The 23345-nt window shown below is 70.6% G+C and carries 17 protein-coding genes; 10 read left to right on the plus strand and 7 right to left on the minus strand.

Annotated elements, in window-relative coordinates; translation table 11 throughout:
• Positions 1 to 762: 762 nt before the first annotated feature.
• Positions 763 to 1581: a hypothetical protein gene (locus KY572_RS47525; protein WP_263452322.1), complete on the plus strand. Its 819-nt coding sequence runs from the start codon at positions 763 to 765 to the stop codon at positions 1579 to 1581.
• 314 nt (positions 1582 to 1895) lie between these two features.
• Entirely contained in the window at positions 1896 to 3902 is a 2007-nt protein-coding gene (locus KY572_RS37870) for a serine/threonine-protein kinase (RefSeq protein WP_224248591.1), read from the plus strand.
• Between the two features lie 57 nt (positions 3903 to 3959).
• Here KY572_RS37870 and KY572_RS37875 read toward each other — a convergent pair whose 3' ends face one another.
• Positions 3960 to 4736 (minus strand): transglycosylase domain-containing protein, encoded by a 777-nt coding sequence (locus tag KY572_RS37875; RefSeq protein WP_224248592.1) that lies wholly within the window; start codon positions 4734 to 4736, stop codon positions 3960 to 3962.
• Between the two features lie 57 nt (positions 4737 to 4793).
• Here KY572_RS37875 and KY572_RS37880 point away from each other — a divergent pair, with 57 nt between their 5' ends.
• Positions 4794 to 5483, plus strand: coding sequence for a ferredoxin reductase domain-containing protein (locus KY572_RS37880; protein ID WP_224248593.1), 690 nt, complete (start codon positions 4794 to 4796; stop codon positions 5481 to 5483).
• Here the strand turns inward: KY572_RS37880 and KY572_RS37885 are convergent, their stop codons facing one another.
• The 3 genes from KY572_RS37885 to KY572_RS37895 form a co-directional block, all read right to left on the minus strand.
• Positions 5484 to 7082, minus strand: a complete 1599-nt coding sequence (locus KY572_RS37885) for a WD40 repeat domain-containing protein (protein WP_224248594.1) — start codon at positions 7080 to 7082, stop codon at positions 5484 to 5486.
• The gene (locus KY572_RS37890) at positions 7079 to 9223 is read right to left on the minus strand and encodes a penicillin-binding protein activator (protein ID WP_224248595.1); all 2145 of its coding nucleotides are present in this window, start codon (positions 9221 to 9223) and stop codon (positions 7079 to 7081) included. The genes KY572_RS37885 and KY572_RS37890 overlap by 4 nt, the downstream gene beginning before the upstream one ends.
• Positions 9224 to 9432: 209 nt before the next feature.
• A complete protein-coding gene (locus KY572_RS37895) occupies positions 9433 to 12570 on the minus strand; it encodes a protein kinase domain-containing protein (RefSeq protein WP_224248596.1) in 3138 nt (1045 codons plus the stop codon).
• Positions 12571 to 12842: 272 nt separating this feature from the next.
• On the opposite strand from KY572_RS37895, the gene KY572_RS37900 reads away from it, so the two are divergent.
• Both KY572_RS37900 and KY572_RS37905 read left to right on the plus strand, forming a co-directional pair.
• Positions 12843 to 14240: a TIGR02269 family lipoprotein gene (locus KY572_RS37900; protein WP_224248597.1), complete on the plus strand. Its 1398-nt coding sequence runs from the start codon at positions 12843 to 12845 to the stop codon at positions 14238 to 14240.
• 187 nt (positions 14241 to 14427) lie between these two features.
• A complete protein-coding gene (locus KY572_RS37905) occupies positions 14428 to 14820 on the plus strand; it encodes a hypothetical protein (RefSeq protein WP_224248598.1) in 393 nt (130 codons plus the stop codon).
• A 16-nt stretch (positions 14821 to 14836) separates the two neighbouring features.
• Here the strand turns inward: KY572_RS37905 and dnaJ are convergent, their stop codons facing one another.
• Entirely contained in the window at positions 14837 to 15967 is a 1131-nt protein-coding gene (gene dnaJ / locus KY572_RS37910) for a molecular chaperone DnaJ (RefSeq protein ID WP_224248599.1), read from the minus strand.
• A gap of 107 nt (positions 15968 to 16074) precedes the next feature.
• Positions 16075 to 16521, minus strand: a complete 447-nt coding sequence (locus tag KY572_RS37915) for a hypothetical protein (protein WP_224248600.1) — start codon at positions 16519 to 16521, stop codon at positions 16075 to 16077.
• Positions 16522 to 16671: 150 nt separating this feature from the next.
• Between KY572_RS37915 and KY572_RS37920 the strand changes: the two genes are divergently transcribed.
• Both KY572_RS37920 and KY572_RS37925 read left to right on the plus strand, forming a co-directional pair.
• Complete coding sequence (locus KY572_RS37920) at positions 16672 to 18435, plus strand: ABC transporter ATP-binding protein (protein WP_224248601.1); 1764 nt, start codon at positions 16672 to 16674, stop codon at positions 18433 to 18435.
• 54 nt (positions 18436 to 18489) lie between these two features.
• Complete coding sequence (locus KY572_RS37925) at positions 18490 to 18870, plus strand: hypothetical protein (protein WP_224248602.1); 381 nt, start codon at positions 18490 to 18492, stop codon at positions 18868 to 18870.
• Positions 18871 to 20676: 1806 nt separating this feature from the next.
• On the opposite strand, the gene KY572_RS37930 is transcribed toward KY572_RS37925, so the two are convergent.
• The gene (locus KY572_RS37930) at positions 20677 to 21315 is read right to left on the minus strand and encodes a hypothetical protein (RefSeq protein ID WP_224248603.1); all 639 of its coding nucleotides are present in this window, start codon (positions 21313 to 21315) and stop codon (positions 20677 to 20679) included.
• A gap of 40 nt (positions 21316 to 21355) precedes the next feature.
• Here KY572_RS37930 and KY572_RS37935 point away from each other — a divergent pair, with 40 nt between their 5' ends.
• The 3 genes from KY572_RS37935 to KY572_RS37945 are packed head-to-tail and all read left to right on the plus strand — an operon-like array spanning position 21356 to position 23335.
• Entirely contained in the window at positions 21356 to 22120 is a 765-nt protein-coding gene (locus KY572_RS37935; protein ID WP_224248604.1) for a hypothetical protein, read from the plus strand.
• A gap of 3 nt (positions 22121 to 22123) precedes the next feature.
• Positions 22124 to 22684 carry a hypothetical protein gene (locus tag KY572_RS37940; RefSeq protein WP_224248605.1) on the plus strand — a complete coding sequence of 187 codons (561 nt, stop codon included), beginning with the start codon at positions 22124 to 22126 and terminating at the stop codon, positions 22682 to 22684.
• 24 nt (positions 22685 to 22708) lie between these two features.
• Positions 22709 to 23335, plus strand: coding sequence for an RNA polymerase sigma factor (locus tag KY572_RS37945; protein ID WP_224248606.1), 627 nt, complete (start codon positions 22709 to 22711; stop codon positions 23333 to 23335).
• Positions 23336 to 23345 lie beyond the last annotated feature (10 nt).

The following is a 23345-nucleotide window of genomic DNA, read 5'->3' on the forward strand; positions in this document are numbered from 1 at the left end:
GTGCTGATTGCAGGTGTCGCTGGTTGCACCAACTTTGCTCGCGAAGAGCAGGAGTACTGCGAACGCAACCCTGAGCGATGCGCAGATCCCTGCGTCCCATCCAGCCAGACCGATCCGCCAGACGACAGTTTCAACGACAGCAACTGTGACGGCATCGATGGCATCGCAGCCGCAGGTCTCTTCGTTGACCCCGTAAGCGGGGACAACACGAATCCGGGCACTCGGGACCGTCCCCTGAAGACGATCCGGGCTGCGCTTGATCTGCTGCGCCGCGACCCGGGGCAAGGCATCGGCGCATTGTACCTTGCACAGGGCTCATATGATGAGGAGCACCTCGTCCTAGACCAGCCTGTATCCCTGTATGGCGCCTATGGAGGGACGCTGCAGAACTGGAAGCGCAAGAGTGACTACCTGACTCACCTGGACGGCGGCACTATCGGGCTCGTCATCCGAGGCATCTCCCATGGCACAAGGACGGTGCTAGACAGACTGAGCATTTCCTCCGCGAATGCGACGGATGCGGGGACGCCTTCCATCGCCCTTCAGGTCATCGACTCTCAGGGCATCGTGCTGCGCTACGGCACCTTTGCGGCCGGGCTCGGAGCGGTTGGAGCTCCGGGAAGCGTGGGCACCCAGGGACTGGACGGTGGAGCAGGCCTGGACGGAGGTAACTCCGTGGGGTCCACGGCAGGAGGCTTCGGAGCTCGCGGCGTGAGCAATTGCAGCGATGGGAATGCCTCGGGTGGAAACGGTCAGGATGGAGTGGCCGGCTCCTATGCCCCCGGAGAGACGGGTGCCACGGGTCAACCCGTCGGGCGCGGGGGAGCGGGAGGCAAAGGGGGCCAGGCCGGTAGGTTGGTGGACCACGGCAACTCCATCTTCACCTGCAATGCGGGTGACGGAGGCGTGGGCGAGCACGGCAGGCCTGGAGACGTGGGCTCCGTGGGCGCTGGCGGCGGTGGTATGGGCGAGCTGAGCGACACCCTCTGGGTCGCCAACCAGCAGGGTGGCACTGGAGGCCCGGGCACCTCGGGCGGTGGCGGTGGCGGTGGCGGCAGCGGTGGCGCCTGCAGGAGAGAGAGTGAAGCTGGAGCCGCTGGCGCTGGAAGCGGCGGTGGCGGTGGCGGCGGCTGTGGCGGCGGTGGCGGTGGTGGTGGGAGCGGAGGCGGTGCCTCCATTTCCGTGCTGCTCGTCCGCTCGCAGGTGGCCTTCGAGGGCGACACGGTGCTGCGCACGCGCGGTGGCGGGCGCGGTGGAACCGGCGGTGAAGGCGGCCCTGGCGGCGTAGGTGGCCCCGGGGGTCCAGGTGGCACGGGCAGCATCATCACCAGCCCCAGCTACAACTCCTACGGAGGAAACGGCGGAGCGGGAGGCCACGGCGGCCCCGGTGGTCCGGGCGGTCCGGGCGGTGGCGGCGGCGGCGGCCCCTCCGTGGGCATCTGGTGCAGCCCGGACGCCGGCTTCGTTGCTTCTGGCAACGTCGCCCCCCAGCTGGGCAGCGGAGGCGCTGGGGGGAATGGTGGGACGGGTGGCGATGCCGGCCAGCCGGGACAGCAGATCCCCTACCAAGGGTGTCCATAGACCCAGCCCCTCCACCCCCTGTAGGGGGTTGGGCCTCGAACGGGAGTCTTCATGAAGGACAGGAGCCTCTGGATGACACGGCTGGCTCCTATCCCTCAGGGCGACCCGACAGGTAGCATCGCAGAGGCGGAGACCGCGCTGATCCGCTGTGAGGGCAGCATTCCATCCCTCCCATCACGTCGAGTGAAGGTGGGCGACGTGTCAGGATGGAAGGACAGGCTAGCCAGAGCGCCCGCCTGCCGGTCTGCTTTCCTGGAGACGACAGATCGGCGACAGTCCCGCAGTCTGCTAGGCTGCGAACCCTGAATTCCCCGATGGCCTCTGCGCGCACCTGTGAAACCTGTGGTCTCGAAGTTCCGCCCGGCGCCGGTGTGTGCCCTCGGGACGGGACCGTGATTCTCTCGTCCTATATGGCCCGGGACGAGGAGGACACGCAGATCGAGGCCCTCGCCAAGGTGTGGGGTGATGAGCCCCCCTCCCGAGGCCGCAACGCCCCCTTCGCCTGGGGCGAGGAGCCTCCTCCCCGTAGCCAGGCCCCGAGTGACATGGACTCCTCCGAACCCGCGTCTCCCATGTGGGGAGAGGAGCCGCCGACGCGCGATCCGCTCATCGGCATGAAGCTGGGCGAGTACGAGCTGCGCTCGCGCATCGGCGTGGGCGGCATGGGCTTCGTCTATGACGGCATCCAGCCGCTGATCGGCAAGCGCGTGGCGGTGAAGGTGCTGCGGCCCGAGCTGGCCCAGGCCCCCGAGCAGGTGGCGCGGCTGCTGGCCGAGGCCCGCGCCGTCAACGCCATCCGCCACCGCGGCATCATCGACATCTTCGGCTTCGGGCAGGTGCCGGACGGACGGCAGTACATCGTCATGGAGTTCCTCGACGGGCAGCCGCTGGACGGCTACCTGGCCGAGAAGATCCGGCTGCCGCCCACCGAGGCGCTCTCCATCCTGGACGAGGTGCTGGCCGCGCTGGGCGCCGCGCACGGCGCGGGTGTGGTGCACCGAGACCTCAAGCCGAGCAACATCTTCCTGGTGCGCGAGCCGGGCGGCACGCGCTACGTGAAGCTGCTGGACTTCGGTCTGGCCAAGCAGGGCCAGAGCGGCGCCGCCGCGCGCACCGCGCAGACGCGCACGGACATGGTGGTGGGCACGCCCGAGTACATGGCGCCGGAGCAGGCCCGCGGCCAGGCCGTGGGGCCGATGACGGACCTGTACGCCATGGGCGTCGTCACCTTCGAGATGGTCACCGGCCGGCTGCCCTTCATCGGCACCTCGCCGGTGGACCTGCTGATGAAGCACGTGGACGCGCGTCCGCCGCGGCCCTCGGAGTTCGTGCCCGAGCTGCCGCCCGCGCTGGATGCCTTCATCCTGCAGATGCTGACGAAGGACCCCGAGGCGCGTCCCAGCTCGGCGGACGCCCTGCGGCAGCAGCTGCACCGCCTGCGCCGCACGATGCTGCGGCCCACGCGCGCCCAGGCCTCCGCCAACGGGGCGACCGGCGGCACGCGAGTGCCCACGCCCGGGCCCGCGCCCGCCACGCTGCCTCCCGAGCCCACCACGTCTCCGTCCGCCGCCGCGGCGCCCAGGGCCGCCTCCGCGGACGCCTCGAACGCGCCCACCGACGAGCTGCCCAAGCGCTCCGAGCCCGCCACGGTCCCCAACGACATCGTGAAGGTGGAGGACCCGGCGCCGCGTCAGCCCCAGGCCCCGACGCCCATCGCTCCCGAGGTCATCCCCGCGGAGGTTCGCGCCGCGAGCCGGCCCGCGCCCATGCGGCGCCTGATGCCGATGGTGGTGGGCGTCGTGGCGTTCCTGGCGGCCGTGGGCCTGCTGCTGTGGAACCGGGACACGCCCGCTCCGGACGTGAAGCCTCCGGCCGTGGCCAACCCCGAGCCCACCCCGCCTTCCGACAAGCCGGGGCCGCCGGCGCCTCCTCCGGTCGATCCGGTCCTGGCCAACCCCTCTCCCGGGACGAGCCCGGTGTCGCCGAACCCGGCGAACCCCACCCCGCCCCCGGAGACCGCGAAGCCGCCGGAGGACAGCAAGGCCGTGGCGCAGCCCGAGACGCCCAAGCCTCGCAACACCAACCGCCCCAGCTCCGGCACCGTGGCCGGCGCGTCCGAGATGCTCGAGAACATCGACCGGCTCGAGCGCGATCTGAATGCGCGCCTGGCCCGCGGTCAGGAGATCCAGGGCGCGGAGCTGGCGCGCAAGAAGTTCCGGGAGCTGCGCGCCGACACGCGCAAGGCGCGCGACGCCGAGGACCTGCGCGAGGTCGCCAAGACGCTCGACTTCCTGGAAAAGGCCCTGCTCAAGCGGCAGTAGCCGCCGCGGGCCACCGCCGCGCGCGCTGCTGGCGAGAGGCGCTGCCTGCGAGGAGCGCTACTTGCGAGAGGCGCAGAACACCGGCTGCGCCATGGCGTTGTTGACCTTGTCCGCGCTGAGCAGCTGCTCCCCGGCGGTGTACTTGAGGATCAGGTCCCGGTTCTGCTTCATGATGGCCTGGTTCACGCACGCCTTCAGGTCGTAGTAGTAGCCGTACGGCGGCAGCGCGAGCTGCAGCTCGGCGAGCTCCGAGAGCGAGAGCTTGTCCAGCTCCTTCCCGAAGAGCTTGAAGGCCACGTCCTCCACGCCCACCAGGCCGCGCTCGAAGGTGATGATGGCCAGGTCGTAGGCGATGAGCTGATCCTTCTGGAGGAAGGCATGGAGCTTGTTGGCGGCCACCGTGAGCTCCGTCTCGTCGCGTACCCCCAGCTTCCAGGCGATGCGCAGGGCCAGCAGGCGCTCACAGGCCCCGTCTCCCTCGGGCTGGCCGCCCGTCGTGATTCCGACGAAGAGCCGCCAAGCCCACGCCGCCCCATCCTCTCGAGGCGTCTGGAAGAAGCGGGGACAGCCCATCTGGGTGATGTAGATGGCCACCAGATCCTTCGGCAGCCGGCTGAAGTCCGGGCGGTTGAAGGTGATGGGGCGGTCCGGCTTCACGTACATGCCGGACACCAGGCTCATCCGCTCGCCTTCGATGCTGTGCTTGAGCTGCTTCTCGATGTCGAACTCGCTCTCCATCGAGGGCAGCTTGCTCGCGTTGTAGAGGTAGGAGATCGGGACGAGCACCCCGGCGAGCCCCAACAAGAACAGAATGAACCAGATGATGGCCTTCACAGCCCCAAGGCTACCAGGGCAGCGCCCAAACGGCTCGCGGGTTAAAACGAGGAAGACATGACCCAATGGCACCCCGCCACCCTGGTCTCCCGCTCGCCCGCGGCGGATGGACTGACCGACCTGACGCTCGATCTCTCGGACACCCCCCTGACGGGTGCCCACCAGCGGCCAGGCCAGTACGTCCACCTGCGCCTGCCCGGCCATGAGGAGGGGCTGTTCGCGCTGGCCTCTCCCCCGGGTACCGCGAGGTGGGACCTGCTGGTGAAGGAGGGCAGCCCGCTGACGAGCGCGCTGCTGGTGCTGCCGCTGGGTGAGCGCGTGGAGGTGAGCCCTCCCAAGGGGCGCGGCTTCCCGTTGGATCAGGCCCGGGGGAGGGATCTGCTCCTGTTCGCCACCGGCTCGGGCATCTCGCCCATCCGCTCCGTCATCGAGAGCATCCGGCGGGAGCGCCAGACCTATGGCCGGGTGACGCTGTACTTCGGCGTGCGTACACCTGGCGCCTTCGCCTACGCGAGGGACTTCGAGGCGTGGGAGCAGGCCTCCATCCGCGTGGTGCGCACGGTGAGCCAGCCCGGCGCCAGCGGGTGGCAGGGGCTCACCGGCTACGTGCAGGCGCACCTGGCCGAGGAGCCCCTCACGCCGGGCACGCTGGCCTTCGTGTGCGGCCAGCAGGAGATGGTGCAGGGCGTGGTGGCGGCGCTCCGGGCGCGAGGGCTGCCCCCGGAAGCCATCTGCCAGAACTTCTAGTCAGCGCCGCTCCACCGAGGCCGACTCGTAGAGCACCTGGAAGAGCGCCGCGGCCGGATCACTCTCCTGATCTCCGATGGGGTTCTGCGGCGTCCACGCCGCCACGCCGATCCAGCGCCCGTCCGGGCTGAAGCGCACGCGGCGCACGGACCAGCCGAAGCCGCGCTGCCCCTGGAGCTGCTCCTGCCCCTCGGTGAGCAGCAGCACGCGCTTGTCCCAGCCGCCGGTGACGAGCGAGCGGCCATCCGGAGAGATGCCGGCGCTGGACACCACGCCGCCGTGGATGGACCACTTCTGGAGAATCCTGCCGGAGGCGGCGTCCACCAGCGCGCCCGCATTGAAGGCGGCGGTGGGCTCCTGGACGCCCTTCTTCTCCCGCTCGTACACGGCGCGGCTGCGCTCGGCCTTCTCCTCCGAGAAGGCCACGCCCAGGCGCAGGCCCTTCGCGTCCAGGGTGACGTCGTTGACGTAGCCCTCGAAGGCGAAGTCCGCCTGGGGCGCCAGCGTCAGCCCCTGCGTCTCCGCGCCGGGAGCCGGGCCCGCCTTCGAGGTGAGGATGGCCTCGTGGGTGGACTCGTCGAAGGAGACGTCGAAGCGGTCCGTGAAGGGCGTGCCCAGCACTCCCTGGGCGCCCGAGGGGACGCACACGTCGCACACCGCGATGTCCACGCCCTCCACCGGCATGGACTTGAAGCGCAGGGACTGGGCACGCGCCAGCCGCGCCACCGTGTTGCCCAGCGGCGTGGGCACCGTGACGGTCTCCTTGAGGAAGGCCACGTCGATGCCGGCCTGGCCCGCGGCCTCGGTGGTGAGGATGATGGCCGGGGCGCGCGTGTCCACCGCGAAGGTCACCTGCGCCTTGCCGTTGACGGCGCCCCGCACCACGGTGAAGCCGCCGCGCCGCTCGAAGAGCACCCGGGCCTGATCCGTGCGCAGCGCCTCCTCGCGGGTGGCCCACACGCGCACGTGCTTGTCCCAGCCTCCCGAGTAGAGCGTCCCGTCCCGCGCGAACGCGAGCGCGCTCACCTGCCCCATGTGGGCGCGGGACTCGAAGATGAAGGAGAGCTGCGGCAGGGTGAAGATGGAGACGAGCCCCCGCGCGCTGCCCGCGACGATGTAGCGGCCGCTCGGGTGGAAGGCCACCGCGGTGAGCGGCTCCTCCGTCACCACCTGGCCCTTCGGCTCGCCGGTGGCGCCATCGAAGAGGCGCACGGCGCCATCCCGCCCCGCCGTGGCCAGCAGGCCGCCGTCCGCGGAGAAGGCCACCGCCTCCAGGTCCGCCTCGTAGGTGTTCACGTTCTTGTCGGACACGAGCACCGGCGGCGTGCCCAGCGTCCACAGCCCGAGCAGGTAGAACTTCGAGCCCAGGTGCGTGTACGCCACGCGGGAGCTGTCCGGGGAGAAGTCCAGGGACCAGACGAAGTCCTTGTTGTTGAGCACCGGCCCGTCCCCCAGCTCCTTCGGGGCTCCGGCCAGGTAGCCGCCCGGCGTCTGCTCCAGCCGCGAGAGCGTGTCCGAGGAGAGCGTGGCGGGCTTGTGGGCACAGCCCGCTCCGAGCACCAGCGCCGCGGCGAGCAGCAGACGCACCTGCTGGCTCATGAGCCCGAGCCTCCCGTCGCCGTCTCCGGCGGCAGCTCCTTGACGCCCTTGTTGTCCACGGACAGCAGGAAGAGCGGCTTGACGGCCTCGCGCTTGTCACTGAAGGAAGTGCGGCCCGTGGCGCCCTCGAAGTTCTTCAGGTTGAAGAGCGCCTCGCGCATGTCGGCGCGGGTGTTGGGGCGCTGCTTCTGGATGAGCTGCCGCAGCATCATCGCCGAGTCGTAGCCGATGGCCTCCAGCAGGCCCGGCTCGCGGTCCACGTCCTTGTAGGCCTCGCGGAAGGCCTGGACGAACTTCCTGGTGGCCGGCCGCTGCGAGTCGATGAAGAAGCCGTCCACGTACACCGAGCAGGTGACGAACTTGCCGCCGCGCTCGATGAGCTCCGGCAGGCCCGAGCGCCCCTTGGGGCTGCTCCACGTGTTGGTGCCCAGCAGCGTCACCGTCTTCAGGTCCTTCTTGCCCGTCGTCTTGCGGATGCGCTCCAGGTCCCTCGGGTCGCACGCGTTGGTGACGATGTCCTCCACCGCGAGCGCCGGGCCCACCAGGCTGACGCGCTTCCAGTCGTCCGGGATGAAGATGGCGTCGAAGTCGATGACGGGCTCCAGGCCGCTCTTCACCTTCTCCACGGCCTTGCGCTTGCGGAACGCGTCCAGCTCCTGCGAGTTCACGTCGCGCATGCCCTCGATGTAGTCGGCGCGGTCCTCCAGGTAGTAGCGGCCGACGAGCTTCTTGGCCTCGTTGGTGAAGGTCGTCTGGTCGTGCGCGTAGCTCTCCGCGCCGCGCACGGTGCCGCCGTTCTCCAGCACCTCGTCCCAGAAGCCGTTGGCCATCTCCACGCCGTAGGGGATGTTCGGGTAGAGCATCGCGAAGCGCTTGAAGCCCCGTACCTTCATCGCGTAGTCCGCGATGGCCTGCGCCTGCGCGGAGTTGGTGAGCATGTTGCGGAAGATGTAGGAGCCGATGTCGGTGATGCCCTCGGCGCGCGTCATCGTCAGCAGCGGCACCTGGAGCTCCTCGGCCACCAGCGCGGCGCGGCGCGAGTCATCCGGCAGCAGGGGCCCGAGGATGGCGATGGCGCCCTCGTCGAAGGCGAGCTGCTCGACGGCCTGGCCGGCCAGCGTCACCTCGCCCTGGGTGTCCTTGACGATGAGCTCGATGTCGCTGCCGTTGAGCGCCAGCTGCACGCCGCGCAGCACCGCCTCGCCGATGGGCTTGTAGCGCCCCGTCATGGGCAGCAGCACGCCCACCGTCTTGGGACGCACCTCCACGCGGCGCGAGGAGCGGGCCAGCAGCTCCTTGGCCTGCGCGGCGAACGGGTGGCTCGGCGCCTCCTGGAGGAAGCGCTGGAGCGTCTCCTCCAGCCGCGTCCAGTCCCGCAGGTGGTAGTAGATGCGCGCCAGCTTGAAGGTGAGCACGGGCCAGGCCGGGTGCCGCGGAGACATCCCCTCGGCCACGCGGGCCACGTCCACGAAGGCCGCGCGGCCCTCCACCAGCTGCTCCACCCGGGCCACGGCCTCCTTCTGCTCCTCGGGCGTCTTCGCGTCTCCGGCCGCCTTCACGGCGATGTCGAGCGCCGCGCCGTACAGGCCCGCGCCCTCGGCGGCGCGCGCGGCGTCCTCGAGGAGCTTGTCACGCTCGGGGCCCTCGGCCCGCTCGGCGAGGCTGGAGAGCGTCTGGTAGGCGTCCCGGTAGGCGCCCACCTCCAGCGCGGACAGGGCCAGCTTCTTCTTGGCGTCCTCGGACTGGGGGTGGAGCGGGTTCTCGAAGAGCAGCTCGTTGAAGGCCTTGCGCGCGTTGGCGTAGTCCTCGGACTCGAAGTAGAGGACGCCGGCGCGGTAGAGCGCCTCCTGGCTCGCGGTGGTCTCCGGGTACGCCTTGCGCACGCCGATGAACACCTCGGCCGCCTGCTTCTTGTCCGTCGCCCGGGCCGCGGACTCGATGGCCTGGGCCAGCGCGGCGTCCGCCGCCGCGTCCTTCCTGGCCTCCACCCGGGGGCGGGTCGGCAGGGAGCCGTCCTCGGAAGTGGTTCCGTCGGTACCTCCACCGCCTCCACGCACGGGAGACGACGTCTTCGGACAGGCGGTCAGCAGCAGCGCCAGCGCCAGCCCCAGGGCTCGGCGCGAAGTGGTGAGGACTTCCATGGTGGGGGGGTGCATAGCAGTGTGGGTGCGCCTCCGTCGACAATCGAGCGACCGGAAGATTCCGGGGAAGACGTCTCGGCGCTTGCAGTGCCCATGCCCCTTCCAAGTGCCTGACACTCCGAGGGCTTCTCGGAGTGACCGCGGGTGCTGAACCGCGCCTTGCGGTCAGGAGGGCTCGCACGCTCGGAGGAAGGCAGCCCGCCCGGCACTCAGCCCGCGACGGCCGCCATGGAGCGGCGAGGCTGGAGGGAGCGGCGCACCTTGGCCGCGAGCACGTCCGGGTTCACCGGGTAGGTGAGCACGTCATCCGCTCCGGCATCGAGCCCCTCCTCCACCACGCCCGGGTCTTCCGGCGGGGCGAGGAGGAAGATGGGCAGTGCGGCGGTGGGCGCGGCGGCTCGCAGCAGGCGGGTGAGCGCGGTGCCCTCCCCGTCCGGTAGACGCGAGCCCACCACCAGCGCGCTGGCGCCCCCTTCCAGCAGCTCCCGGGCCCGCGCCATCGAGTCCGCGAGCAGCACGCGCACGCCCTCGGCCAGGAAGCGCGCCTGGAAGGTGGCGGAGCGAGCCGGGTCGGGCTCGGCCAGCACGATGGTGGGCGAGGTGGCGTCTCCCAGCACCAGCTCGGAGACCTCGGCGGCCAGGGCCTCCAGGGCGACGGCGGGCACCCGCCCCTCCTCCCGCAGGCGCACGAGCGCGCGCGAGGCATCGTCCGGCGTCGGAGAGCCCGTGCCGACGGCCTCCATCAGCGCGGTGGCGGCGGTCAGCGCCAGGGCCGCTCGGCCTGGAGGAGTCGCCGAGCCTTCCGTGGGTGCGCCCAGCACGGAGGCCAGCTCGCCCGCATCCCGGCCGAACACCGCGCGCACGGCCTCGCACCTGGGCCGGGCGAAGGTGCCCTTGCCCTCGAGGCGCGCGGCACAGGCCATGGCGTAGGCGGCGGCCGAGGCGCGCTCCGCCTCCGCCCTGCCCGCACCGAGCCGGAGCGCCACGCGCCGGGCCAGCTTCGCCAGGGCCGCGCCCTGCACACCGGCTCCTCCCAGGGCGGCGAGCGCCGCATCCAGCACCCGGGCGTGCAGCCGGGCCGCGCGTCCCAGCGGTCCGGCCTCGCCGCCGAGCGCCTCGGCCAGCGAGGGCAGCACGCGCACCTCCATCGCGGGAGCCGCCGCCAGGAGGCGGGCCACCACGGCGGGCGCGTCCTGCAGGGTGTCGGCCGCGACGAGGGCCACTTCGATGCCGCCGAGGGCCACGGCGCGCTCGGCCTCCGCGCTGGAGCTGCCGGCCGCCGCGACGCCCTGACGCGAGAAGAGACGCACGGCCGCCTCTCGCTGCTCCGGATCATCCGCCACCACCAGCATCATGCGAGCCAGGGAGCGGGGCGGAGAGCGTGTCGGCTGCGGCGCCGGAGCAGGCGGCGGTGCGGGAGTCTGCGGCGCTTGAGCCTGAGCAGGCGTGAAGGAGGTCTCGTCGAGGACGCGCTCGCGAGTGCGGGTGTGCTTGTCCGCGAAGGGGGTGACGCCGAGCTGCGTCTCCGACGCGCTCACCTTCATCATGTTGGCCCAGTCGGGGCCCTCCCGCGGATCCTCGCCGCGGTAGAAGCGGTTGATGGTGCGGCGGATGGCTCCCTCGCTGGCGAGGATTCCGCGCACGGCGTAGCCGGTACGGAACTGGAGCTCGTCCAGACGCTCCAGGTTCTGCGGCTCGCGCATGGCGCAGAACAGCTCCTTGCCCTGGAGCGTGAGCGGCACGGCCTCGAAGCGCTCGGCGTGCTCCACCGGCAGCAGCGACAGCAGCGGCGTGGGCACCGGCAGCGTGCGGAGCTGGTGCTCGGCGATGAAGGGAATGCCGAGCTGCTCGCCGATGGCGGCCACCAGCTCCTCGTCCGTGACGAGGCCCTCGGCCACGAGCCGCTCGCCCAGCTTGCCGCCCTCGCGGCGCTGCCGCTCGAGCATGCCTCGGAGCTGCGCCTCCGTGAGCTTGCCCGCGGCGAGCAGCAGCTCTCCCAGCGGGCGGCGCACCGACGGACGCGGGCGCAGCGCGCCGAGCTGGAGGAGCTGCGCGGTCGCGGAGCGCTGCGGCAGGACGATGCGGCGCGAGGGCTCCGGCGGGACGGTCCCCTGTGGCAGGGGAACGGGCGTGAGGCGGCGCCCCGGCTCGGGGTTGCCCACCGGGCCCTGCATGGGCGGTACGGCGGGACGCTGCATCTCCGGCCGGCTGTGGGTGCGGATGGCGACCGTCTTGGCTCCCGCCATCACGGGCGCTGGCACCGGTGGGGCGCTCGGAATGGGCGGTGGCGTCTTCGGCACGGCGGGGCGCGGCGGCTCCTGCGGTGCGTTGCGGAGCGGAATGGTGCGCGAGCCTCCCGGAGGAGAAGCTCCCTCGGCGCCCAGGCGGATCTCCTCGCCGCGCGACTCCACCGTCCCCGGAGTCCCCGTGTCCAGCGGCGAGCGCCGTCCGGGGAAGGTGCGCGCGAAGAGCCGGGCCACGTCCTGCGGGCCCACGCGCAGCCGGTGATCGAAGAGGAAGTTCTGCAGCGCGTCCGACAGGTCGCGCGCGCGCTGGAAGCGGGCCACGGGATCCGGCGCCAGCGCCCGGGTGACGATGCTCCACAGAGGCGCGGGCACGCCCGGCACGGGCACCACCGTCTTCACGTCGAAGGAGGAGATGTTGCGAAGGATCTGGAAGTAGTCCGGTCCGCAGAAGAGCTGCTGGCCCGAGAGCAGCTCATAGAGCAGCAGCCCCAGGAGGAAGAGATCCGCGCGTTGATCCACCGCGCCACCGCGCACCTGTTCCGGGGCCAGGTAGCCCAGCTTGCCCTTGACCACACCGGCCTGGGTGCCGCTCTGGAAGTTGGCGGCCTTGGCGATGCCGAAGTCGGCGAGCTTCACCTCGCCCGCGGCGGCGATCATCACATTGGAAGGGTTGATGTCGCGGTGGATGATGTTGAGCGGGCGGCCGGACGCATCGAGCTTCTCGTGCGCGTAGGCGAGGCCCTCGGCCACCTGCTGGACGATGAAGCACACCTCGCGCAGGCCCAGGCCTACCTGCTGAGCGGCGGCGGCGCGCTGGAGGGCGCGGAGGTTCTCGCCGTCCACGAACTCCATCACCATGTAGTACTGGCCGCGAGCACACCCCAGGTCGAACACCTGGACGACGTTGGCGTGCTGGAGCGAGACCGTGAGCTTGGCCTCGCGCAGGAACAGCTCGATGAACTCCTTGTCCTGAGCGAGCGAGGGCAGGACGCGCTTGACCGCGACAGGCTTCTCGAAGCCCTCGGCTCCGACGACCTTCGCGAGGAAGACTTCCGCCATGCCGCCCGCGGCCAGCTTGCGGACGAGTCGGTACGTGGCCACGTGAACTCCCCCCAGAGCTTCTGGTGGTGGCAGCCCAGATGCGCATGGCCCCGCGAGATGGTGAGTGCCTGCTCGGTTTGATCGTGACGAACGTCGAGTCGCGGGCACTCGAGCGCGCCGGCGCCTGACAAAGCGTCGAAGGTTGAGCAGGCACACGCCCACCGCACAGGTAGGAGCGACTACACCGAGGTAATCACGGCGCACGAAGACGACCAGTGTCTGCCGTGAGCCACCGGGTGCAATCCCGAATGGCCCGGTCCTAGAGTCGACCGATGGCGACGATGGGCCTTCGACTAGCGCTGATCATGCTGGTGGCGCTGGCGTGGATGACCGGCTGTGCGACCTCCAGCGTCGGTGGCCGACAGTCCACTCCTCAAGGCGGAGCGGCCTCAGCCGATCCCTGCCAGGACGGCGGCTGTTTCGGCTTCTCGAAGCAGCAGGATGACCTTCAGCTCCTGCTCCAGGCCGCAAGTGTGGAGGAGGACTCGAGGCTCGAGGTGGAAGAGGAGCTGGAGCCTGATGAGGCTCGGGCGCTGTGGGAGCGCCTGGCTCGTACCCGAACGACCTTGCGGAACTTCGGCCCGCGCCGCTCCCTCGTCTTCCTGCTTCGCCAGGTGCTCTCTCGGGATGAGGACGTGCCCTACTCCGAGCTGGTGCGGCGCGTGGGCGCCTTTCAAAGCCTGGTGGTGATGCGCCCCGACGGCTACCTCGTCAGCGCCCTCTCCGGAAAGTCCATCCAGCGCATGGGCCGCCTGGAGCTCCGCGACGGCAGGCTCATGGCGGGCAACTTCGAGGTGGGAGCCTTCTACCGGGACAAGGGCGGCGTCTTCTATCCCGTGGACGAGTCGTTGAACCTCTCGGGCGGCCTGGTGGGCGAGCTGGGCCTGGAGCGCGACTGGTTCAACGCCGCGCTCGATGGCAGCGAGGATGCCCTGGTGGAGCTCGGCCACGCCCTGGCTCGCTTCGTTACCTCTCCCGTTCGCAGCCTCCAGGGCCTCCAGCAGCTGCCGACCGCCGTGGCCGGCCTCATTGCCTCTTCGCCCGACTACTTCGCTCGCTACTCCGCCCTCCCTCTTCAGGAGCAGATCCGGGAGGCTTCCCGGCTCTCCACGCACCTGCTCATGCTGTACGGCAGTGCCGCGGGGACGACGGCACGCATCGGCACGACGACAGCCGAGCTGCCCGTGCTGTCACTCTCGGCCGAGGGCGCCCTGCTCATCGAGCAGGTGGCGCTTCCCATGGGCACGACCACCGCGGCGCTGGGAACCAGCGTGGGTGCCGTCTACGTCCTGATGGGCTCAGGCCAGGCTCCACCCGAGGGCAGTCCTGGTCAGGTCTCGGGCGCCGCAAGGACGGCTGGCAGCGGCTTCAGGGCCTTCACGGAGAGCAACTTCCGCGAGAACCTCGCGCGCCTGACCGGCCAGCTTCCCGATGGCGCACACGCTCATCACGTGTTCCCTCAGAAGCTCGCAAGGAAGTTTGAGCAAGCCGGGATCAACGTCCACGACCCGAGGTTCGGTGCCTGGTGGGAGCGCTCCAGCCACCTCAAAAATGCAGCCGAATACACCAAACGCTGGGAATCGTTCTTTGATAGGGAGCGCACGTTCGAACAGATCCTCCAGCATGGAAGAGAGTTGGGAGGCGAATTTGGGTTCCAAGTCCACTTCTAGGCCCTTCCCTGGCTTCGACAAGCTCTTCTATCTAGGGGGCTCGGGGAGCACGAGGGCGTTCAGAGGCGATGTGGATGTGGGGACCGACGCCTTCGGCCTGACTCGTGCCGAAGTCCACCCGACTCCCCCGCTCCCGGTTCAGTGGGCCATGGGGCAGGCGAAGCCAGGCGATGTGGTCTGGACGACCATGGCAACCATGGTCATCGTCTCGGACGCCGTGGTGCAGTTGCTGCGCTCGCACGGGTTCACCGGGTGGTCTCTCTACGACGTCGCCGTCCGGGACAAGCAGGGACAACTCGTCCCAGGCCATCACGGGCTGGCCATCACCGGCCGCTGCGGAAACATCGACTGGGCCAGTGGCATCGAGGTGCCCAGGATTCGTCCCACCGGCATCTTCCCCGTCTGGAAGGGGCTCTTCTTCGATCCCGACTCCTGGGATGGCTCCGACTTCTTCATGCCCGCCGAGCGCGTCGGCCACAAGCTCGTCGTGGAAGAGGTGAAGAAGGCGTTCGAGCGCGCGAAAATCCGCAACGTGGAGTTCACGCGCCTGGATCAGTTCGAGCGGTCCTGGAAGCTCTGATCAGGACCGCCCTGCCCTAGCCGAACAGCTCCTTCACCTTGTCGAAGAAGCTCTTGGACTGCGGATGCGACTCCTCGCCCGAAGCCTCCGCGAACTTCTCCAGCAGCTCGCGCTGCTTGGACGACAGCTCCGTCGGCGTCTCGATGATGACGCGCACGTGCTGGTCCCCGCGCTGCTGGCTGTGCAGGTGTGGAATACCCTTGCCCTTCAACCGGAACACCTTGCCCGACTGAGTGCCCGACGGAATCGTCATCTTCACCTTCCCGTCCAGCGTGGGCACGTCGATCTTCGCCCCCAGCGCCGCCTGCGTGAAGGAGATGGGCACCTCGCAGAACACCTCGTAGTCCTCGCGCTGGAACAGCGGGTGCTCGCGGACGATCACCGTCACGTACAAGTCACCCGGCGTGCCGCCCCGGTCTCCCGGCTCGCCCATGCCCGACAGGCGCACCCGCGTGCCGTTGTCCACGCCAGCCGGGATGTTCACCTCGATCACTTCCTCGGACGGCACCTTGCCCGAGCCCTTGCACTTCGAGCACGGATCCGGAATCACCGCGCCCGTGCCGTTGCAGTCGCTGCACGTGCGCGACACCGCGAAGAAGCCCTGCGTGAAGCGGACCTCTCCCACGCCGCCGCACGTGGCGCACGGCTTGGGCGGCATGCCGCTCTTGCTGCCCGAGCCGCTGCACGTCTCGCACTTCTTCGGTCGCGGAATCGGTACCTTCGGACGGCAGCCGAACGCCGCCTCCTCGAAGGAGATCTCCAGGTTGTAGCGCAGGTCCGCCCCACGCCCCGGGCCTCCACGGCCACCCCGGCCGCGCGCGCCTCCGAAGATCTCTCCGAAGATGTCCCCGAAGATGTCGTTGATGTTGACGCCCTGGAAGCCGCCGAAGCCCTCGAAGCCCTGGCCGCTGGCGCCCGCATGGCCGAACCGGTCATACCGGGCCCGCCGCTCGGGATCGCTCAGCACCTCGTACGCCTCGGAGGCCTCCTTGAACTTCTCCTCGGCCTCCTTGTTCCCCGGATTGCGGTCCGGGTGGTACTGGAGGGCCACCTTCCGGAAGGCACTCTTCAGCTCCTGTGGGCTGACGTTCTTCTGGACGCCGAGAATCTCGTAGTAGTCGCGCTTCTGTCCCGCCGCCGCTGGCATCGCGTCAAACCCCTGGATTTATTGGCCTTTTCAACCTGCGTAGAAACCTGATCCACTATAACGCAGGGTTTGAGGCCAGCAATCCAGGGGTGTGAGCGAGTCGTCGGTTACACCATCCAGACGCGGTTGGCCGTCAGCTCCATCCGGGCCAGCCGCCGCTTGAGTGCCGGGTCCACCGGGCCAATCGCGGACCACTTCGGCACCACGAAGTGCAGCTCCGCGTTGTAGAGCTTGGCCGCGCTGGCCAGCAGGCTCCAGCGGTTCTCCGTGATGGGATCCTCCACCATCTCCGGGGTGACAATCTCCAGGATGATGGGGGTACGAGCCGAGTCCGTCTGCCGGCACGTGAAGTCCGGCCGATGGTCCTCGATCGTTCCCGAGAGAATGGGCGGTGGCATGAAGCCAGGCAGCCTCGCTTTGATGTCCGTGTACCCGATCGTCCGGAAGTACTCAGCCATGAGCCACAGGAGCCGCCGGCGCTCCTCGTCCTCGACCACCGGCTCACAGCCTGGACTGAACAGCGCCTCTTTTTGGTTCGTATCGTTGATGTCCATGGCTTCCGGAAAGCTGTCCGCCACACCGGCCTACAGCAACGTACGGGCCAGCGTGCGGCGGCAGGAGGGCCGCACAGCAGGCAGGGGAGCGTCCCGAGCCCCCCGAAGCGCCTTGGACCCGGCCAGCCAGGGTGAGAGAGTCCGCGCGCCTTGGCGCCCCGTCCCTCCCCGCACATCTACCGTCGACTGCTGAGCTATCTGCGGCCGTACCGGCGGCTGCTCGTCGCGGGCCTGGGCGCCTCGGTGCTGGCGGCGGTGGCCACCTCGGCGTACGCGTGGGTGGTGGGGCCGCTGCTGCGCGCGGTGCTCACCGGTGAGGCCGTGGCGGTGGCCGGCTTCAGCCTGCCTCCGGACCAGATGCTGCGCCGGCTGCCGCTGCTCGTGGTGGCGGTGGCCGCGGTGAAGGCCACGGCCCAGTTCCTCCAGGGCGGGTGGATGCAGCGGCTGGGGCAGCGGGTGATGGCGGATCTGCGCGGCTTCTTCTACGCGCGGCTGCTCACCCAGCCCCCGGCCTTCTTCGAGCGGCGCCACTCCGGCGAGCTGCTCTCACGCTTCACCGCCGACATACCCCTGGTGGAGTTCTCGGTGACGCAGGCCCTGTCCTCCTACGTGAAGGACGGGATGCAGATTGTCGCGCTGCTCGTCACCTGCGCGGTGATTGACGCGAAGCTCTTCCTGCTCACCTTCGTCGTCATGCCGGCCACGGTGTTCCCGGTGTCGCGCTTCGCGCGCTCGCTGAAGAAGGTGGCCACCCGCTCCCAGGCGAGCCTGGGCGCGCTCAGCTCGCTCACCGCCGAGCAGCTCCAGAACCTGCCCGTGGTGCAGGCCTACGGGGGAGTGCCTCGGGCGCTGGCCACCTTCGACGCGGAGGCCGAGCGCTACCTGGGCGCCATGCGCCGCTCGCTCTTCCTGCGCGGCGCCTTCAGCCCCACGGTGGAGATGCTGGGCATCGTCGGCGTGGCGCTGGTGGTCATGTGGGGTGCTCGCGCGGTGGCGGCCGAGCCCGCGCTGGCCGGGCGGCTGCTCTCCTTCATCGCTGCGGCGCTGCTGCTCTACCAGCCGGTGAAGTCCCTCAGCGGCACGCTCTCGCAGGTGCTCACCGGCCTGGTGGCCGCCGAGCGCCTCTTCGCCATCGCGGACGAGCCCGCCCCGCCCGACGAGGGCCGCGAGGCCGCGCCGCTGTCCCGGGCGCTGGTGCTGGAGGACGTGCGCGCCACGTACCTGGACGGCCGCGAGGGCCTGCGCGGGGTGAGCCTCACGGTGCCCGCGGGCGCGCGGGTGGCGCTGGTGGGCGCCTCGGGCGCGGGGAAGACGACGCTCTTCTCGGTGCTGCTCGGCTTCCTGCCCGCGAGCGGAGGCTCGGTGCGGTGGGATGGCGTGCCGCTGCCGGAGCTCAAGCCCTCGAGCGTCCGCGCGCAGCTGGCGTGGGTGCCCCAGGAGCCCGTCCTCTTCTCCGGCACCGTGCGCCACAACCTGCTGCTGGGCCGCCCCGAGGCCACCGACGCGGAGCTCTGGGAAGCCCTCGCGCTGGCGCACGCGGAGGACTTCGTGCGCACGCTGCCCGGTGGCCTGGACGAGCCGGTGGGCGAGCGCGGCTCGAGGCTCTCCGGCGGACAGCGGCAGCGGCTGGCCCTGGCGCGCGCCTTCCTGCGCCGGCCCTCGCTGCTGCTGCTGGACGAGCCCACGAGCGCCCTGGACGCGGCCAGCGAGGCGGCGGTGGGCGCGGGGCTGGCGGAGCTGATGAAGGGCCGCACGGTGCTCGTCATCGCCCACCGGCTCTCCACGGTGCGGGACGCGGACCTCATCGTCGTGCTGGACGCCGGCCAGGTGGTGGAGTCCGGCACCCACGCGCAGCTGGTGGCGCGCCAGGGCCGCTACGCCCAGCTGCTCGGGGAAGGCGCCGTCGCCGCCTGAGCCGTCCGCTCCACGCTTGCCCGAAGGCCCTCGCTTTGCGAGCGTCGCCCCGCCATGTCGCGCGAGCCGTCGCCGCTCAACCTCAACGCCCTGCTCCTGGTGCCCGCGCTGGTGCTGGCGGCGGGCGCCTGCTGGGCCGTCGCGGTGCGTCAGACGGCCCTGGCCGCCGCGGCCACCCTCACCCTCTTCCTGGTGCCCGTCGTCTTCCGCCTCATGACGCGCAGCTGGTACCGCGGGCTGGTCATCCGCGGGCTGGGCCTGTTCTTCCTCGGCTTCAACGTGCCCATGTTGATCTGTGGATTCTTCGCCCGTGCCAGCATCGGCTGCGAGCCGGGCAAGTGCATGGGAGTGGTCATCCTCGGCGCCATGCTCGCGCCCATCGTCGGCCTGCTGTTCACCGTCGTGTACTGGCTGGTCGGTCGGCCTCCAGTCTGACTTACCAGGGATACCCCGGGCACCTAGTTTCCCGGAAATGCTTGTTACCGCCAGACCGAGCGTCACTCCGGGTGGGGTTGCGGCCGCGACCGCGCCCATGACCGTTCTGCTCTCCTCATGGCTGCTCGTGGCATGGGCGGGGGGACCTGAGGAGCTGTCTCGCATCATGAGCACCGCGGGGACGTTCACCTCGCTCGTGGTGATCTCGGGTCTGGTGGAGCTGGCCTTCCTGACGGTGATGGTCTGTCACACCGGCAACGGGCGCGTGGTGCCGCTGGCCGTCATGCTGGGCATGGCCACCCTGCCGTGGACGGTGGGGCTGCTGGGCACGGAGACCGTCATCGACCGGACCTTCACGGCCATCGCCGGGCTCGAGGCCCCGGACGCCCGCACCGCGCTGGCGCTCGGCGTGGCGGAGGCCATGGCCGCGCGGATGCTCGGCGCGTGGATGAGCATGGCGCTGCTCATGGGGCTGGGGCTGGGGCTGGCCATGACCGGAGCCTCCTCGGACGCGCCGTGGCGCTCGGCGCCTCGGGGCACCACGGCCAGCCTGCTGTTCGGCATCGTCGTCGCCTTCGTGCTGGCCGCCCTCGCCCTGGTGGGCGCGATGGAGGCCCACCAGCTCTTCACGGGGCTCACCCGCCTGGTACGAGCGCCCCTGCCGGAGCACGTGGGCCTGCTGAGCCAGGTAACCGAGGAGCTGGCGCACCTGCGGCCCATCCGCCAGGCCTGCGAGGCCCTGCTCCTCACCCTGGGCGGCGTGCTCCTCGTGTGGCAGCTCCGCCGCGCCACGCGCCCCGCCCGGGGGTGGATGGGCAGCGCCTTCCTCGTCGCCTCCGTCACCGCCCTGCTCGTGCTGGACGGCCACCCGCTGCGCCTGGCGGAGCTGCGCGCCCGCAACGCGGGGCTCGACGCTCCGTCCCTGCCGCGGGACTTCCAGACGCTCTCCACGCCGCGCGCCTCCACGCCGCGCCCGCTCGTCGCCGTCGCCACGCTGGAGGGCCTGTTGCCCACCGTCGGCTCCCGGCTCTCCTGGAGCGCTCCGGCGCGGACGCTCGCCGAGGCCCTCTCCGCCTCGCTCCACTCCACCTCCAGCACGGCCCCTCGGGGCGGAGCCACTCCCGAGCCCGTGCTGCCGCTGCTGGTGGACGCCCGGCTGTCCGGTGCCTCCGTGCGCCACCTCATCCAGGCCAGCGCCCTGGCCGGAGCCCGCTCCGTGGAGTTGGTGGGGCAGCAGCCTCACGCCGCCAGCCCCGCGACGCTGGAGTGGTTCCAGTCCCGGCAGCCTCTCTTCTCCCTGCTCGCGGCCAGGGCGGGCATGCTGCAGCTCCTGCTTCCCGCCGCCCTGCCAACCCCGAGCAGCCTCTCCTGGCGCGCCCGGCTGGAGAAGGGGGGCCGGCTGAGCCTCTCGCCGCTTCAAGGCGGCGTGCCGCTGACGCTCTCCGTGCAGGCCACGCTGGCGGAGATCCCCGCGGACCTCGCGGGGACGTTCGTCGGGCTGGAGCTCTCGGACGACGTCTCCCTGAAGGAGCTCGGCGCCGCGGCCGAGGTGCTCGCGCTGGCGGGCGCCTCCGCCGTGGCGCTGCTCGAGGTGGACTCCGCCGTGGCCGGGCCCGCCCAGGGCGGTACGGAGATCCTCTGGAGTCCCGCGCGGTGGAGTGCTCCGGCTCCCGGCCTCCCCTCGCCCGAGCTCCTGCGCCGCGGGCTGGAGGTGAAGCGCTACGGGTGGGAAGCGCTGCGAAAGGCCTCGGAGCGGCCGCGCGCCCAGGCCCCTCGCCGCCAAGCTCCCCGGCCCGTCTCCGTCCTTCAGAGGAGCCAGACGAGCAGCGCGATGGCCACCAACAGCCCGAACCCGAACACCACCAGCATCATGACGCCCTCGCCGCTGGAGGACGGGGGGACGTTCGGCGCCGCCTCGGAGTCGGGCTTCATCTCCCGGAACGGGTCCGCGGTCAGCCCAGGCTCCCGCGACGGCTCGGCCGAGGGGGAGCCGCTGGAGGCCTCCCTCATGGCCAGGCCCTCTCGCGCGAGCGCCAGCACCCGCTTCATGTGGAGTATGTAGCGGTCCTCGCCCTCGTACGTCTCGAGCGCCGCCGCGGCCCGCATGAGCCGCAAGGGCACCAGCTGCGGATCGGTGTGGACGATGGGGGAGGCCGGGCCCGCCTTCGAGCCGCCCTCCACCTCCACCCGCCCCGTGCGCAGCCCCTCGCCGCTGGTCCACACGTAGTGGTCCTCCAGCAGCGTCAGCTCCTGGCGCTGCACCCGGCCCTCCAGGTCCACGAGCGACAGCAGCTCGGCCCCCTGGGAGCACATGTGCCAGACCGAGCGCTGGCCGTGGTCTCCGGGAGGCCCCTCCACGGCTCGCACCCGGTAGAGCGCCTGCACCGCTTCCTTCAGCTTCTCTGGCGAGGGGTTGTTCATCCGTCGGCGAAGCCTAGCATGCACACGTGCGTCTCCCCGCTCTCGGAGCTAGCGTCCCTGTCCCATGAGCCGCTCACGGGGAAGAGGCACCGACTTCGAACACCACTTCGAGAGCGCACAGACGCTCGACGGGCTGCTGGAGCTCGCCGGCAGCTCCTGCGACACCACCGAAGTCATCGTCCGCATGCGCACTGCCCAGGCCGAGGGGCAGCCGCACACCGCCGTCATCCCCACCCTCTTCCCGAGGGAGCCGCGCTTCCCCTCGCCCGAGGTGGCCCAGCGGCTGTTCCAGAACCTGCTGGGGCTCTGGGACCTGGTGGCCGAAGGCAAGCCCCTCCGGACCGAGGAGGGGCCCCGGCCGCCCCGGCCCAGGAAGGTCAAGCCCGTGCCGCCCCCCGCATTCGCCCCCGGTGAGCCAGGGAGCGAATTCGTCGAGGCCGCCTGGCGTTATCTGGAAGACGACGAGAAGGAGCGGACCCGGCGGATGCACTCCTTCGACAACCGGCAGGGCGCGCTGCTGGGCACCCTTGACGGCATGGGCCTCACGGACGAAGGATACGCGGCAGCCCGCCACCTGCTCTTCGAACTGCACGCCATGTTGGAGCTGGGCTGGCCGCCGGGACTTGCCAGTGTGGACCCGGCGGTGCTGGAGAGGGAGGACACGGAGGCTCCGCCGGTGCCCGAGGCCCTCGCCGCTTACGCGGAAGAAGCGCTGTTCGAGGCGGAGCAGGATGAGGAGCACCCCCTCTCTGCCGAGGAGTCCGCGCGGGTGCGCACCCTGGTGCGACGCGGGCTGGCGGCGCTGTGGAAGGCCCGGAAGGGAAGTTGACGGATGGCACGAGACAAGGACGACAACGACGGCGGCGGTTTCTCCGGCAAGCGCAACAAGAGCTGGCGCGAAATCGACGCGATGCGAGGCAAGAGCAAGAGCCACTCGCGTCAGGATGACCCCGCCCAGCAGCGGATTGAACGCAGCGCCTCCTATCAGAAGTACAAGGCGGCCGCGGACGCCCTCTTCACCGGCGGCGAGCTGCCCCAGGGGCTGGCCGAGAAGTTCGACCCCGAGGGCAAGCGCAAGACGCAGAAGCAGGCCATGCAGAAGCTGCAGCAGGCCGAGTCCCGCCAGGAGTGGGTGCAGGGCGTCGTCGACTACCTGGAGAAGTACCCGGAGCTGCCCGAGGACGCGTACTTCCTGGACAGCCTGCTGGACCACCCCCGCGAGCGCATCGCCGACAAGGCGCTGGCGAAGCTGGAGGCCATGGAGGGCGAGGGCAAGCTGAAGACCAAGGTGCCCAAGAGCCTGGATGAGCGCCTCAAGTCCATCCAGCTCACCAGCATGGATCCGGAGATGCAGGGCCGCGCCAAGGCGCTGCGCGAGAAGCTCAAGGCCTGAGCCAGCAGCGGTACAATGGCGTCCATGACGCCTCAACAGCGCGAAGAGCTGGAGCGCGACGTCCGCCTTCTGTGTGAGCAGGGACAGCCGGAGCGCGCGGCCGAGACGGCCATCCGCGGGTATGGCCCGGAGATCCTCGGCGTGCTGCTGGCCACGCACCGGGACGAGGAGGTGGCCGACGAAGTCTTCTCCCAGTGGAGCGAGCGCCTGTGGAAGGGGCTCGGCGGCTTCACCTGGTCCTGCTCGCTGCGCACGTGGGCCTATACGCTGGCGCGCAACGTCTCCATCAGCTTCCAGCGCAACGCGCGCTTCCGCGAGCGGCTGCACCCGCCCATGCCGGACTCGGAGGCGCTGTCGGCCATCGCGCAGCAGGTGCGCACACAGACGAAGCCCTACCTGCGCACCGAGGCCAAGAGCAAGCTGGCCGAGCTGCGCGACAGCCTGCCACCGGAGGACCGCACGCTCCTGGTGCTGCGCATCGACAAGGGCCTGGAGTGGAAGGACCTGGCCCGGGTGATGCTGGGCGAGGAGGCCGAGGTGTCCGACGCGCAGCTCTCCAAGGAGTCCCAGCGGCTGCGCAAGCGCTTCCAGCTCCTCAAGGAGCGGCTCATCGAGCAGGGACGCAAGGAAGGGCTCATCCCCGAGGAGTGAGCCCGCGCCG

Source organism: Hyalangium gracile (genome assembly GCF_020103725.1).
Classification (GTDB): Bacteria; Myxococcota; Myxococcia; order Myxococcales; family Myxococcaceae; genus Hyalangium; species Hyalangium gracile.